The 15,079-nt window shown below is 42.0% G+C and carries 12 protein-coding genes; 3 read left to right on the top strand and 9 right to left on the bottom strand.

Annotation, left to right across the window (positions count from 1 at the left end; all coding sequences use genetic code 11):
- Nucleotides 1–48 precede the first annotated feature (48 nt).
- Nucleotides 49–1,173 (top strand): aminotransferase class I/II-fold pyridoxal phosphate-dependent enzyme, encoded by a 1,125-nt coding sequence (locus tag K7X70_RS15840; protein ID WP_222537967.1) that lies wholly within the window; start codon nucleotides 49–51, stop codon nucleotides 1,171–1,173.
- Between the two features lies 1 nt (nucleotide 1,174).
- Nucleotides 1,175–1,786: a dethiobiotin synthase gene (gene bioD, locus K7X70_RS15835; protein WP_222537966.1), complete on the top strand. Its 612-nt coding sequence runs from the start codon at nucleotides 1,175–1,177 to the stop codon at nucleotides 1,784–1,786.
- 66 nt (nucleotides 1,787–1,852) lie between these two features.
- On the opposite strand, the gene rplT is transcribed toward bioD, so the two are convergent.
- From rplT to K7X70_RS15795, 8 genes are all read right to left on the bottom strand, one after another.
- Nucleotides 1,853–2,197 (bottom strand): 50S ribosomal protein L20, encoded by a 345-nt coding sequence (gene rplT / locus K7X70_RS15830; protein ID WP_062547999.1) that lies wholly within the window; start codon nucleotides 2,195–2,197, stop codon nucleotides 1,853–1,855.
- A 74-nt stretch (nucleotides 2,198–2,271) separates the two neighbouring features.
- The gene (gene rpmI, locus K7X70_RS15825) at nucleotides 2,272–2,472 is read right to left on the bottom strand and encodes a 50S ribosomal protein L35 (protein ID WP_062547998.1); all 201 of its coding nucleotides are present in this window, start codon (nucleotides 2,470–2,472) and stop codon (nucleotides 2,272–2,274) included.
- A 28-nt stretch (nucleotides 2,473–2,500) separates the two neighbouring features.
- Nucleotides 2,501–3,070: a translation initiation factor IF-3 gene (infC, locus tag K7X70_RS15820; RefSeq protein WP_015807729.1), complete on the bottom strand. Its 570-nt coding sequence runs from the start codon at nucleotides 3,068–3,070 to the stop codon at nucleotides 2,501–2,503.
- A gap of 13 nt (nucleotides 3,071–3,083) precedes the next feature.
- Complete coding sequence (gene thrS, locus K7X70_RS15815) at nucleotides 3,084–5,009, bottom strand: threonine--tRNA ligase (RefSeq protein WP_222537965.1); 1,926 nt, start codon at nucleotides 5,007–5,009, stop codon at nucleotides 3,084–3,086.
- 318 nt (nucleotides 5,010–5,327) lie between these two features.
- Entirely contained in the window at nucleotides 5,328–6,065 is a 738-nt protein-coding gene (locus K7X70_RS15810; RefSeq protein ID WP_062547996.1) for a (Fe-S)-binding protein, read from the bottom strand.
- A 32-nt stretch (nucleotides 6,066–6,097) separates the two neighbouring features.
- Nucleotides 6,098–7,402, bottom strand: a complete 1,305-nt coding sequence (locus tag K7X70_RS15805; protein ID WP_222537964.1) for an MFS transporter — start codon at nucleotides 7,400–7,402, stop codon at nucleotides 6,098–6,100.
- Between the two features lie 44 nt (nucleotides 7,403–7,446).
- On the bottom strand, nucleotides 7,447–8,157 hold the full coding sequence (locus K7X70_RS15800; RefSeq protein WP_222537963.1) for a head GIN domain-containing protein: 711 nt from the start codon (nucleotides 8,155–8,157) through the stop codon (nucleotides 7,447–7,449).
- A 22-nt stretch (nucleotides 8,158–8,179) separates the two neighbouring features.
- Complete coding sequence (locus K7X70_RS15795; protein ID WP_222538267.1) at nucleotides 8,180–10,072, bottom strand: RecQ family ATP-dependent DNA helicase; 1,893 nt, start codon at nucleotides 10,070–10,072, stop codon at nucleotides 8,180–8,182.
- Nucleotides 10,073–10,148: 76 nt separating this feature from the next.
- Between K7X70_RS15795 and K7X70_RS15790 the strand changes: the two genes are divergently transcribed.
- Nucleotides 10,149–13,388, top strand: a complete 3,240-nt coding sequence (locus K7X70_RS15790; RefSeq protein ID WP_222538266.1) for an amidohydrolase family protein — start codon at nucleotides 10,149–10,151, stop codon at nucleotides 13,386–13,388.
- Nucleotides 13,389–13,484: 96 nt separating this feature from the next.
- Here K7X70_RS15790 and K7X70_RS15785 read toward each other — a convergent pair whose 3' ends face one another.
- Nucleotides 13,485–15,071: a RagB/SusD family nutrient uptake outer membrane protein gene (locus tag K7X70_RS15785; protein WP_222537962.1), complete on the bottom strand. Its 1,587-nt coding sequence runs from the start codon at nucleotides 15,069–15,071 to the stop codon at nucleotides 13,485–13,487.
- Nucleotides 15,072–15,079: the final 8 nt, after the last annotated feature.

Genomic DNA, 15,079 nt, shown 5'->3' with positions numbered 1-15,079 from the left:
TTAAAAATAAAGAAAGCAGGTTCCTCCTGCTTTCTTTATTTTTGGGCAATGAATAAAACCTGGCAGTTTATACTACACAAGTTACAGGATAGAAAGGAAAAAGGATCATTGAGAAAATTATCCAGCAATCCATATCCTATCGACTTTTGCTCAAACGATTATCTGGGCTTTTCCAGATCTGCGGAACTGCAGCAAAATATCGCCGATACCCTCAGCCAGATTCCCCATTCGCCAATAGGTTCTGGTGGTTCCAGGTTACTCAGCGGCAACCACTCCTATACCGAAGAAACCGAAGCTTTTATCGCAGATTTTCATCAGGCAGAAAGCGGATTGATCTTTAATTCCGGCTATGATGCCAATGTTGGTTTGATTTCCAGCTTAGCACAGCGTGGAGATACCATCATATCCGATGAGCTGATCCATGCCAGTCTGATTGATGGCGCACGCCTCAGTCACGCCAACCGATATACCTTTAAACACAATAATATTGAAGCCCTGGAAGCCAAACTCAAACTGGCTACAGGAAATATCTATGTACTGGTAGAAAGCGTATACTCAATGGACGGTGACCTTGCTCCGCTACACGAAATCAATCTTTGCTGTAAAAAATATGAAGCCAATCTTATCGTAGATGAAGCCCATGCCATTGGTGTTTTTGGCGTTTACGGAAAAGGAAGAGTGCAGGAACTTGGCTTGGAAAACGAAGTATTTGCACGCGTAGTAACCTTCGGAAAAGCACTTGGATGTCACGGGGCGATTGTTCTAGGAAATGCACCATTAAGGGAATACCTGCTCAATTATGCCAGATCCTTTATTTATACGACCGCTGCACCGCTCCATAGTATAGCGAGCATCAACTGCGCCTATCAGCTGCTGGCTTCAGCAGACCATACGCCATGGATCCAGCAAACCATCCAGCAATACAGCGATGCGCTGAAATCAGCAGGTTACCGTGGCCTTACCAGTCAAAGCACCATTCAAACCATTCGCTACCAAAGCAATACTTCCGCAAAAAATGCGGCAGCAAGTTTACAGCAGAAAGGTTTTGACATCCGTGCAATTGTCAGTCCTACCGTCCCCATTGGAACAGAAAGGCTAAGGATTTGCCTGCATACCTACAATACAGAAGAAGAAATTAACGCCTTGATCCAATCATTGGTTTTATTAAAATAACATGAACAATACGTATTTCATTACAGGAATCGGTACGGGCATCGGAAAAACGATCGTTAGCGCCATTCTGACCCAAAAACTAGAATCAGATTACTGGAAACCCATACAATCCGGAGATTTAGAGCAAAGCGATAGCTTATCTATTAAAGATCTGATCAGCAATACAAAAACAGTGATCCATCCGGAGCAATATAGATTAACACAGCCCCTTTCTCCGCATTTATCTGCCAGATTAGATGGCATCGAAATTAAGACAGAAGCGATCAAACTGCCAATCACCAACAACCAGCTCATCATTGAAGGTGCTGGCGGACTAATGGTACCAATTAATGAGAAAGAGTTGATCCTGGACCTCATCCCAGTATTAAACGCAAAGCTGATCATCGTTTCACAGAATTATCTGGGCAGTATTAACCATACCCTGCTGACGCTGGAAGTATTGAAATCAAGAAACATTCAGGTAGAAGGTATCATCTTCAATGGAGAAGCCAACAAAGAATCTGAAAGCTATATCGCCAGCTATACTGGCATTCCTGTCCTTGGGCATATCCCAAAATTAGTAAGCTTAAACAAAGAATCCATTGCAGAAGCCGGAAAATTCATCCAGCTTTAAAAACATTATCCAATAAAAAAGGGAGCTGGAAGCTCCCTTTTTTTATGATTAAAATGATCGTTAGATCTATTTTACTGCATCAATAACTGCTTTGAAAGCTGCTGGATGGTTCATTGCTAAATCAGCTAAAACTTTACGGTTTAAACCGATGTTTGCAGTCGCTAATTTACCGATCAATTGAGAGTAAGAAATACCATGTTGACGAGCTCCAGCGTTGATACGTTGAATCCATAATCCACGGAATTCTCTTTTCTTAACTTTACGGTCACGGTATGCATATTGCAAACCTTTTTCTACCGTATTTTTAGCGATTGTGAAAACCTTACTTCTTGATCCCCAATAGCCTTTGGCCATATTTAGGACTTTTTTCCTTCTTCTTCTCGAAGCTACTGCGTTTACCGAACGTGGCATAGTGTGTTGTTTTTTGATAAACGGTGTTGCGTATTACAGCAAACTTACTACCGGGTACCTGGTTAAAAATTTAATTATTTACCGATGGCAAGCATACGCTTAACGTTGCCCATATCAGCTGCGGACACCATTGAAGTGTGACCCAAATTACGCTTACGTTTAGTCGACATCTTAGTTAAGATGTGGCTTTTGTAGGCATTCTTCCTTGCAATTTTACCTGTTCCAGTAAGCTTAAAACGCTTTTTAGCACTGGAATTGGTTTTCATTTTTGGCATAACCTGTGTTTATTAATATGTAATTTATTTATTTCTTAGCAACTTTTGGAGCTAGCGTTAAAAACATACGCTTGCCCTCTAACTTAGGTAATAGCTCTACTTTACCGATATCTTCAAGCGCTTGTGCAAACTTAAGCAACAGGATCTCTCCTTGTTCTTTGTAAACAATCGCTCTACCTTTAAAGTGCACATAAGCCCTAACTTTTTCTCCGTTTTCAAGGAAACTAATCGCGTGTTTCAACTTAAATTGAAAATCGTGATCATTTGTGTTAGGACCAAAACGGATCTCCTTAATGACAGTCTGTTTTGCGTTTGCTTTAATCTCCTTCTGCTTTTTCTTCTGCTCGTAAACAAACTTACTGTAATCAATGATCCGACATACCGGAGGCACTGCATTTGGAGAAATCTCAACAAGATCCAATTCCAATTCGTCGGCAAGGGCTAAAGCTTTTGCCAAAGGATAGATCCCCGGTTCAACATTATCTCCAGCTAATCTAACCTCCTGAGCTCTGATAAACTGATTAATATTATGTTCTGCTTCTTTTTTCTTAAAAGGAGGACGTGGTCCCCTGTTAAATCCTGGTCTGCCTAATGCCAAATTTATATACTATTTAAATTGTTATTTCTTTAATTAATAATTCACTAAACTCTTGCTGAGTCATTTCACCTAAATCTCCTGCACCGTGTTTCCTTACTGAAACCTTTCCTTCCGCCATTTCCTTCTCTCCGATAATCAGCATATAAGGGATTTTCTTCACCTCAGCGTCTCTGATTTTTCTTCCAATTTTCTCGTCCCGGAAGTCAATCAAACCGCGAATATCGGAATTATTTAGCTCATCTGAAACTTTTTTTGCATAATCTTCATACTTTTCTGAGATCGGAAGAATAATAAATTGCTCTGGAGAAAGCCATAATGGGAAATTACCCGCACAATGTTCAATCAATACCGCGATAAAACGCTCTAAAGAACCGAATGGAGCCCTATGGATCATCACCGGACGGTGCTTCAAGTTGTCACTGCCAGTATATTCCAATTCAAAACGCTCAGGTAAGTTATAATCTACCTGAATTGTTCCCAACTGCCATTTTCTACCCAGTGCATCTTTCACCATAAAGTCTAACTTCGGACCATAGAATGCAGCCTCACCGTATTCTACTACAGTAGGTAATTCTTTTTCCGCAGCCGCCTCAATGATCGCCGATTCCGCCAAAGCCCAATTCTCATCAGAACCAATGTACTTCGTTTTATTTTCAGGATCTCTCAAAGAAATCTGTGCAGTGTAGTCGTTAAACCCAAGAGATTTAAACACATACAATACCAGGTCAATTACTTTTTTGAACTCTTCTTTTACCTGATCCGGGCGACAAAACAAATGCGCATCATCCTGAGTAAAGCCACGAACCCTGGTTAAGCCATGAAGCTCTCCACTTTGCTCGTAACGGTATACCGTTCCAAACTCTGCAAAACGCAAAGGAAGGTCTTTATAAGAACGAGGTTTTACTTTATAAATCTCACAATGGTGAGGGCAATTCATCGGTTTAAGGAAAAACTCCTCCCCTTCTTGTGGGGTTTTAATCGGTTGAAAAGCATCTTTACCATACTTCTCGTAGTGACCAGAAGTAATGTATAAATTCTTATGGCCAATATGAGGCGTAACTACCTGCTCATATCCAGATTTTGCCTGTGCTTTTGTTAAAAACTGAACCAGACGCTCACGCAAAGCAGCACCTTTTGGCAGCCACAATGGTAATCCCATACCTACTTTCTCAGAGAAAGCAAATAATTCCAGTTCTTTACCCAACTTACGGTGATCTCTTTTCTTAGCCTCTTCAATCATGTGAAGGTACTCAGTCAGCTCAGACGCTTTAGGGAAAGTTACCCCATAAATACGGGTTAACTGTTTTTTAGTTTCATCACCACGCCAGTATGCACCTGCAACATTCATCAATTTTACCGCTTTAACAAAACCGGTATTTGGAATGTGCGGCCCACGACAAAGATCCGTAAACTCACCTTGGTTATAGAATGTGATCTTTCCATCTTCCAGTCCTTCTAACAGGTCTAGTTTGTACTCATCACCTTTTTCTGTAAAATATTTAATCGCATCCGCTTTAGAAACGCTTTCCCTTACAAAAACTTGTTTTTGCTTGGCCAGCTCAATCATCTTGGCTTCAATCGCTTTGAAATCATCCGAAGAAAATTCCCTGTCTCCGAAATCTACATCATAGTAGAATCCAGTTTCAATAGCAGGACCAATACCGAATTTTGTACCCGGATATAATGCCTCTAAGGCTTCCGCCATCAAGTGGGCAGAAGAATGCCAGAATGTAGCCTTACCAGCAGCATCATTCCAGGTCAGCAACTTTACAGTCGAATCGCTTTCAATTGCTCTGGAAGAATCCCAAATTTCACCGTTTACTTCCGCAGCTAATACGTTGCGCGCTAATCCCTCTGAAATAGAGAGTGCAATTTGATGGGCTGTTATACCCTTTTCATACTGACGGCTAGAACCATCAGGCAGTGTAATGTTAATCATCTACAACTATGATTTAAGTTAATTAATTGATTTTAAATAATTTAGACAACTCTTATTCTACGTGTAATAAAATATTACCTAAATCATGGCAGTTTTTTTGCCTGCCACTGGCACAAATATAACAATTCAAGTCCGAAAATACAGCCTTGATCAAGCAATCATTTTTATCCTGCAGGAAGGGGTTGCTATAGGGTTCGGATAGCACAGACTATGGCCACCCTATAGCAACCCCTTCCGAACTCTATTATAAGGCCCTTCTCTTCCCGAACACTACCCGACCACTTTCTCGTCTTTTTATCTTTGTGTCTTATACAGCAATTAATATTCTGTACTTTCTAACCAGCCATTCGCTAAAACATCTGCCAAATGCATCGTTTTCAAAGGAATGTTGTTTTTATCGATATATCCCTGCAAGTGCATCAGACAGGATAAATCGGTGGAGATCACATATTCAGCGCCCATTTCCAAGGCATTATTTACTTTTTGCTCCGCCATAGCCGAAGAAATCGCATCAAACTTCACAGAAAACGTACCGCCGAATCCGCAGCACATATCCGTATCCTTCATTTCTACCATCTCCAGTCCATGGACTTTAGACAATAGCTGACGCGGTTCTTCTTTAATCTTACACTCTCTCAACCCACTGCAGGAATCATGGTAAACCGCTTTTCCGTCCAGTTCCGCCCCAAAATAATCTCTTTTCAACACGTTCACCAGGAAATCAGAAAGCTCATACACATGCTGCTGAATGCTGCGGCATTTATTATGAAGATTGGTATTGGTAAACAGATCACTATAGCCACTCTTCACCATCCCAACGCAGGACGCAGAAGGTGCCACAATATAATCTGTACCAGAAAAATCACTTAAAAACTTCGTTCCTGTTTCTTTCGCCTGCTCCCAATATCCGGAATTATAAGCCGGCTGACCGCAGCAGGTCTGTGCAGAATTATAAAACACCTCACAACCCGCTTTCTCCAATAGCTTTATCGTATTAAATGCAGTTTCAGGATATAACTGATCAACAAAACAAGGAACAAACAATTCTATCTTCATGGGTATCTAATTCTTATTAAAATCTATCATGGTTAACCTTTAACCAATTTTGGTTCTGCCTTTTTTAACAGCAGCAAAAATATCAAACCTATTACAAAAAAGGACACCAATGCCAGCACAGAATTCCTGATGCTACCGGTTTTTTCCTCAATATAAGCAAAACTAAAAAGACCAATCACTACCGCCAGTTTTTCGGTTACATCATAGAAACTGAAAAAGGAAGCCGTATCTGGTGTATTTTCAGGCAAAAACTTAGAGTAAGTAGACCTTGATAAAGACTGAATCCCACCCATAATCAAGCCAACTACTGCTGCTAAGCCATAAAATTCATATTCATTAGTCGTATAATAAGCGGCAATGCAAGACCCTACCCATACCATAACGACCACAATCAACACATTTACATTTCCAATCTTCCTGGCAAACCTAGACATCCACATGGCACCCCAAATGGCCACCAGCTGCATGATCAAAATTACAGCAATTAATTTAGAAGTCCCCAAATGCAGGGTTTTCTCTCCAAAACCAGCCGCTGCCAGCATCACCGTCTGCACCCCCATCGAGTAAAAGAAAAAAGCAATCAGGTAATGCTTTAAAAACTTCATTTGCTTTAGTTGCTGCCAAACTTTGCGCAGTTCTCCAAAGCCACTATGTACCAAACTCTTATTGATCGATGTATAATTCGGGCTTCCGGCAGGTAATTTACGAAAAGGTATCTGTGCAAAAGCCACCCACCAAATCCCTACCAGTAAAAAGGACAGCCTTGCTGGCAAAGAACCGTCGGTAATCCCAAATAGTTCTGGTTTTAGTACAAACACAAAACAGATGACCTGCAGGATTACACTCCCCACATAACCGTAGGCAAAACCTTGTGCGCTCACCCGATCCTGCTGGTCTTTAGTCGCGATTTCTGGCAGGTAGGAGTTGTTAAACAGCACCCCACCTATATACCCCATGGCCGCAATAGCGAAAAGGATAATGCCCAATTCCAGGCTTTCCAGTTTAAAGAAAAACAATCCCATACAGGCAAAACCACCGATATAGGTAAAGATCTTCATGAATATTTTCTTGTTCCCCCGATAATCCGCAGTGGCGGAAAGCAGGGGCATTAAAATCACCATCACTAAATAAGCTGCCGAAAGCGCGTAATTTGACAGGGCTGTATTCGTAAAAGTACGACCGAAAAACTTTACCTGATCGCCATGTTCGGCAGTAGTCGTGATGATCGTATAATAAGCAGGAAAAATTGTTGAAGTAATTACTAAATTATAAGCAGAATTTGCCCAATCAAAAAAAGCCCATGACCGGATGACTTTTTTGTCGTTTTTTTGTTCCATGTATCAAATAAGGCCGCTAAAATAGCTAAAAAACAGCAATCAGGCTAATTAACTTTCTCCAGTTTCGCTGCTCCGGATTTTTTCTCAGATACGTTTTTAGGATTTCCTTTATAATAAATCTCACTCGCGCCAGAAGTCTTTACTTTTAAGTCGTTCAGTACATTGATATTGGCTTTTCCGGTACCATCAATATTGATATCATACACACCTGCTACGAAATCAAAAGCTTCCAGTTTCGAATTGCCACTTGTTTTCAGCACATGAGTACCTGTTTGGCCGGTTAAAGTTAGTTTTCCGACGCCGTCAATTTTTGAGGTCAGCTTGCTCGCATTGATATTCAGTTTCACATCAGAACTACCTTGTAAATTAAGATCCAGGTCTTTCACATAAATAGGTGCAGTTCCAACTACACGTACCATTCCACTGGTTTCTAACTCCTTCAACTCGCCAATTCCGGCGTAAATGACCACAGAATCTGTACCGCAGTACTTTCCATTCTCCAATTGAAGCTCCAGTTCACTGCCGCTTACCCTTGATCTGATCAATGGCACTACATTAGAATCCGCCTGGATCTTCACATTATAAGTGCTGTCCTGCGTTAAAACCAATTTAATTGTACCACTCACCTTAATTTTATCGTAGCTTTTTAGCTCCACTACCTTAGTGATCTGGATTCCTGAATCTTCAATACATTTTGAGGTACATCCTGCCAACAGCACAGGGATAGCAAAAGCAATAAGTTGTAATTTCTTCATAGAGGGGTATTTTTATGGCAATTTACAAATAATAGTTTTTACCATCTGTTTTAATTTTTCCGGCATCCAACAATTCACGGATACGTCCTAACCGATCATTTTCATTTCCGGTTTTGATTCCTGTAACCAGATCCTCGATAGATTGTGCTTTGGTTTGCAGTAAAGTGACCAGCTCAAAATCAATCCGATCAAAGCGTAAATCCTGGTCCTCCGCTTTTTTCTCTTCCAGACAAACATCGCAAACACCACATTTATCCGCATCAGGCTCATCAAAATACCGCAGGAGCTGCACACTCCTGCATTCTTTATGGTCCATATAGGCCAATACTGAATTGATCTGGTCCAGCTGGATTTTCCTTCTCAGTTCGATGTATTTCACATCAATATCCATGTGTACAAAATCTACTCTTGGACGGATATATTGGAGCTGAGGCTGATCTGATTGCGGCAGATAAGACAATAAACCCTGCTCTTCCAGGTTACTGATCATCTTCTTTGCGGTACTAAACGACAATCCGACTTTCTTAGCCAGCTCATTTTCTTCAATTTTCACATACTGATCAAAAGCGCCGCCATAAGACCGAAGGATTGCTTTGATCAAAGGATCATATCCCGCATTCTCTATTTGAAAGCGATAAACATCTTCATGAGCAGCGGTAAACAACACCCTGGAAGGCAAAAAGATGTTTTCTGAAAGTGTCAGATAACCATCATGCTCTAAAAACTTAAGTGCGGCCATGGTCTTGATCACGCCTACATTAAAACGCTTACAGAAATCAGCAAGGTCAAAATTAAAAGTCAGTCCCTCTCCGGCACCAAAGGCCAGCTGGAAGTAATTCCCAAGGTAATGGTACGTCTTTTTGATGTCTTCTACACTGGGAAAATGATCTGCATATTTGGCTTTTAAAGAAACCTGGTCGGATTTATTGGCCAGCAATACCGCATAAGCTTTTTGCTCATCCCTGCCTGCGCGACCTGCTTCCTGATAATAGGCTTCCAAACTTTCCGGTAAATCCAGGTGCACTACAAAGCGCACATCCGGCTTGTCGATGCCCATGCCAAAAGCATTGGTGGCCACCATCACCCTTATTTTATTCTTTTTCCACTCGTCTTGCTTGCGGAAACGATCTGCCTTCTCAATTCCGGCATGGTAAAAATCTGCCGCTAAATGATTTCTGGTTAAAAAAGAAGCAACTTCAACAGTTTCTCTTCTATTTCTGACATACACCAGGCCACTCCCCTTCACGTTTTTCACAATGTCGAGCAGTTTTCCGTATTTGTCTTCTTTATCCATGACCACATAGCTCAGGTTTTTACGCTCAAAGCTCTGCACATATATTTTTGCGTCTTTAAACTTTAGCTTATCGACAATATCTGCCCTTACAAACTGCGTAGCAGTAGCCGTTAAGGCAAGCACAGGTACTTTAGGATGGATCTCCCGGATTTCAGCGATCTGCTGGTAGGGTGGCCTAAAATCATATCCCCATTGGGAAATACAATGCGCTTCATCTACCGCAATCAGATTCACATTCATATAAGAAATACGAATGCGCACAATTTCTGATAATAATCTTTCCGGCGACAAGTATAAAAACTTAATCTTGCCATAAATACAGTTATCCAGCAGGATATCGATTTCTCTTTTTCCCATTCCTGCATAGATCGCGACGGCCTCAATGCCTTTCGCTTTCAGGTTTTCCACCTGATCTTTCATCAATGCTATCAGCGGAGAAATGACAATACAAATCCCTTCCCTCGCCAATGCAGGTAGCTGAAAGCAAAGGGACTTACCTCCACCGGTTGGCAATAATGCCAAAGTATCATGGCCATTTAAAACGGAACTGATGATGTCTGATTGCAGTGGTCTGAAAGTATCAAACCCCCAGTATTTTTTAAGTATCTCGGCTTCGCTCATAAAAAGGTTACTCATCAAAACTATAAAAATGAACTGATATTATTAAATTGCAGGCTTATTTACACCGATCTTCATGATGAAAAAAACTTTACTACCATTGGCTTTGGTATTCATCTTTCAGTCTGCCTTTTCCCAGGAAAAGAAATGGGACATCGAAAAATACCAGGGCCCAACAAAAACCTTCAATATTGAAACCGATGAAGGAACCTGGATGAACCTGGATGTGAGTGCCGATGGTAAAGATATTGTTTTTGACCTATTGGGAGATATTTACAGCATGCCCATCACAGGAGGAAACGCTACCCTACTGAGTGGCGGTGTACCCTGGGACATCCAGCCGCGCTTTAGTCCGAATGGAAAATACATTTCTTATACCAGCGATAAGAATGGGGCTGATAATATCTGGATCATGAACCGCGATGGCTCAGGAAAAAGACAAGTCACCAAAGAAACTTTCCGATTGCTGAATAATGCAACATGGACACCAAACAGTGAATACCTGGTAGCACGTAAACACTTCACGGGCTCCCGTTCTCTTGGTGCAGGAGAAATGTGGATGTACAGCATGTATGGTGGTGAAGGTGTACAGCTGACCAAAAGAAAAAACGACCAGCAGGATGCCGGTGAGCCAAATATCAGCCCTAACGGCAGGTACTTATACTTCTCTGAAGACATGGCTCCGGGACCTAATTTTGAATACAGCAAAGATCCAAACGGGATGATTTATGCCATCCGTCAATTAGACATGGTGACTGGCAAACTCAGCAATCTTGTGGCACAGCAAGGTGGTGCTGCCCGTCCGCAGATCTCTCCAGATGGAAAAATGATGGCTTATGTAAAACGCGTTCGCCTAAAATCGGTATTATATGTACAGAATTTACGTACTGCCGAAGAATGGCCGGTATATGAGGATCTCTCTCATGACCAACAGGAAACCTGGGCGATATTTGGCGTATACCCAAACTTTGCCTGGACACCAGATAATAAAAACATCGTATTTTACGCTAAAGGAAAGATCAAAAGAATCGAGCTGTCTACCTTGATCAGCAACGACATTCCTTTCCAGGTAAACAGTAAACAAACTGTTCAGCAGGCCATTCATTTCCCTCATCAGGTATACAGCAATGAATTTGAGGTGAAGATGATCAGACAGCTGACCACCTCTGCAGATGGAAAAATGGTGATCTTCAATGCTGCAGGATTCCTATACAAAAAAGACCTGCCTGATGGTACTCCTGAACGCGTCACCAATGGGATTGATTTTGAGTTCGAGCCTAAAATCAGCAATGATGGAAAATACGTGATTTATACCACCTGGAATGATGAATTAAAAGGTGCGATTAAAAGAACCGATCTCAAATCAGGAAAAACCATCACTTTAACAGATGAAAAAGGATTCTACTATTCTCCATCCTACTCCAACAAAGGAGACCGCATTATTTTCAGAAAAGGAATAGGAAATGATGTATTGGGATACGCTTATGGCAGAGGAACGGGAATCTACATCATGTCGGCGAATGGTGGAGCAAAAACCTTGATCTCCGATAATGGCATTAAGCCACAGTTCAATACAGACGATACCCGTATTTTTTTCCAGGGTTATGAAAATGGTAAAAAAGCTTTTAAAAGTGTAGATCTTAACGGTGCAAATGAGAGAACCCATTACACCTCTACTTACGTCACGCAGTTTACCCCAAGTCCGGACGGAAAATGGATGGCTTTCACCGAGCTGTTTAATGTCTATGTGACGCCAATGGTTACTGTAGGCACTCCCCTGGAACTTTCCGCTACCAACAAAGCAATTCCACTGACCAAAATCACTAAGGATGGCGGAACATACATCCATTGGAGCAATGACTCACAGAAGTTATTGTGGACATTGGGCGATCGATACTTCAGCAAAGACATCAAATCGGCTTTCAGCTTCGATGATGCGGGTGTACAGGCAGCGCAAAAACCAGATACTGTTGGTCTTCCTCTGGGATTAAAATTGAAAAGCGACCGTCCGAATGGATTACTTGCGCTAACAGGCGCCAGAATCATTACGATGAAAGGTGATGAAGTGATTGAAGAAGGAACCATTCTGGTAGAAAACAACAAGATTATCGCAGTGGGTAAGTCTGCGGAAATGACTGTCCCGGCGAACGCTAAAGTAATTGATGTGACCGGCAAAACGATTATGCCAGGGATAGTGGATGTACATGCGCACTTAAGAACAAGCCCTGATGGGATTTCACCGCAGCAGGATTGGTCTTATATGGCAAACCTTGCTTTCGGGGTAACTTCTTCTCATGACCCTTCCAGCAATACAGAAATGGTGTTTAGCCAGGCAGAAATGCTGAAAGCAGGGAGAATGGTTGGCCCTCGTTTATACTCTACGGGTTCTATTTTATACGGTGCCGATGGCGATTTCAAAGTCGTGATCAATAGTCTTGATGATGCTTTATCTCATTTGAAAAGATTAAAAGCAGTGGGCGCTTTTTCAGTAAAATCTTACAATCAACCAAGAAGAGATCAGCGTCAGCAGATCCTTGAAGCAGCCAGACAATTGAAAATGGAAGTGGTTCCTGAAGGTGGATCTACGTTTTTCACCAATATGAATATGGTGGCCGATGGTCATACCGGAATTGAACACAGCATTCCTGTGGCACCAGTTTATAAAGATGTGACTTCTTTCTGGGGCAATACCGCAGTAGGTTACACACCAACACTGATCGTAAGTTATGGTAGCCAGTGGGGCGAGAACTACTGGTACGACAGAACCAATGTTTGGGAAAATGAGCGATTGATGGCCTTCACGCCCCGTGCGATTATTGATGCACGCGCCAGAAGAAGAACCACGTCTGAATACGGAGATTACGGACATATTGAAGTAGCCAAGGCGACCAAACAAATTGCCGATGCAGGCGTAAAAGTAAACCTGGGTGCGCATGGTCAGATTCAAGGACTAGGTGCGCATTGGGAATTGTGGATGTTGGTACAAGGCGGCATGTCGCCATTACAAGCCATCCGAAGCGGTACTTTAAACGGCGCAGCTTACTTAGGCATGGACAAAGAAATTGGTTCTCTGGAGCCAGGAAAACTAGCGGATTTAGTGATCATGGATGCCAATCCTTTGAACGACATCAGAAACTCTGAGAAGATCAAATATGTAATGATTAACGGTCGTATTTTCGACAGTCTTTCGATGAATGAGATTGGTACCAGAGAAAAGCTTCGCGGCAAGTTCTGGTTTGAAACTGGAAAAGGAATGATTTACAGTTTCCCAACCGGAGTTGCAGAAACCTATACGTACACCATTCCAAACTGCGATTAATACGGGTTTAGAAAGTGATGAAACGCAATGCACGAAACAAAAAAAGCTGCCTGGTTGACGACCAGGCAGCTTTTTTTTATTTCATTAAAGCCCTTACTATTGTCCAGAATAAGGATTCTGATCAGTAGGTTTAAGCGCTTCATTATTGGTCATTTCCAATTGTGGAATCTGACAGAGAAAACGGTAATCATTTGAAGGCAATGTTCCCGTAGGATTTGGCGATGAGGCTACATAACCATTTAATTGGTTCACACCCCAGGTATAATGTCCTTCTTTGTAGGTTGCAGTTTCCTGGTAACGAAGCAATGGTTTTTGCAGGCGCAGCAGGTCATAAAAACCAGTCACCCCTTCACAAAGTAATTCTTTACGTCTTTCTACATAAATGGCTTCCAGTAATGTTGGACCAGCAGCGGCAGTAGTCACATTGACCACTCCTCTTGCTCTTTGCAAACGGTTTAAGTAAGTCAAACCGTCTCCACCAGAATTAGCCGCAGCTTCAGCCATGATCAAAAGCATTTCAGAACCTCTCATCAGCGAAACTTCCGGACGGGTATTTCCCTGTACCGCACCATTGGCATCGCCATAATGTTTGTACTTGTTATACGCCCATTTTGTAGACCATTCCTGAGAAGCATTCTTGGTACGTTTCCAGAACTGGTACCTGTCTTCTGTCTTTTCAAACAGCTGCTCATACTTACCATCTGCGAAGAAACTTAGGAAAGCATAAATTGGCCCATCTGTAAAACCTTCACCATAGCTTTCATCCTGATTGTACCAGAAGTTAAATTGGGTACTTCCGCCAATATTATCGGTATCTGTGTATTTCATGGCCCACATGATCTCTGGATAACCATTGGTGATCACTTTATCAAAACCACTTCTGTACTGATCACGAGTCATCAATTGACTATAAGCATTGTAAGCAGTTGTTGCTTCAGCAAGCGCATTTGGCCAATCGTTCATCACCAGATATACCCTGGCCAGTTGTCCTGAAATCACGTTTTTATCAATCGTCCATTTGTTCGGGCGCTCATAGTTGGCAAGCAGGCCTTTCGCCTCTTTCAGGTCAGCTAAAATCTGTTGGTAGCAGGCTTCTACAGAAGAACGCGGCATGCTTTCTGGATCCGTAGAAGATAACCTCAGGATCACCCCTGGTTTATTTTTAGCCAGCATATAGGTTTGCTGATAGTTTTGGATCAGGTGGAAATAACAGATGCCGCGGATGGCTTTTGCCTGTCCCATAATCTGTTGTTTCAATTCCGGGCCTCCATCTGCAGTTGGCAATGCCGTGATAATCGCATTCACCTCATTGATGGTTTTATACATCATAGACCAGATCGCATCTGAATTACCAGTAATCTGCGTCCTGGTAGGCTCATAAGTATAGGAAATCACCTGATTCCCCCCCATATTGGTGTGACTGAGTATATCAGCACCGCCAAGGTCTACGTACATCTGTAAACCCGCCAGACCTGAATAAGCCCTATCCGCTCCTCCATTGTTAAAATACAGTTTTTTATAGGCTGAGGTCAGCACCATATTCAGCTGGGTCACATTTTTAAGCACCGCCCCATCAGAGGTAGCGGTTGATGATTTTGTGTCCAGGAATTTTTTACAGCCGGCGAAGCTTGTCATCAAAACGGGTACTGCCAGCAATAAGACTGTTTTATATATTGTTTTCATCGTTGTCG

It is taken from the genome of Pedobacter polysacchareus (genome assembly GCF_019802255.1).
Lineage (GTDB): Bacteria > Bacteroidota > Bacteroidia > Sphingobacteriales > Sphingobacteriaceae > Pedobacter > Pedobacter polysacchareus.
This window is presented reverse-complemented; position numbering and strand designations above follow the sequence as displayed.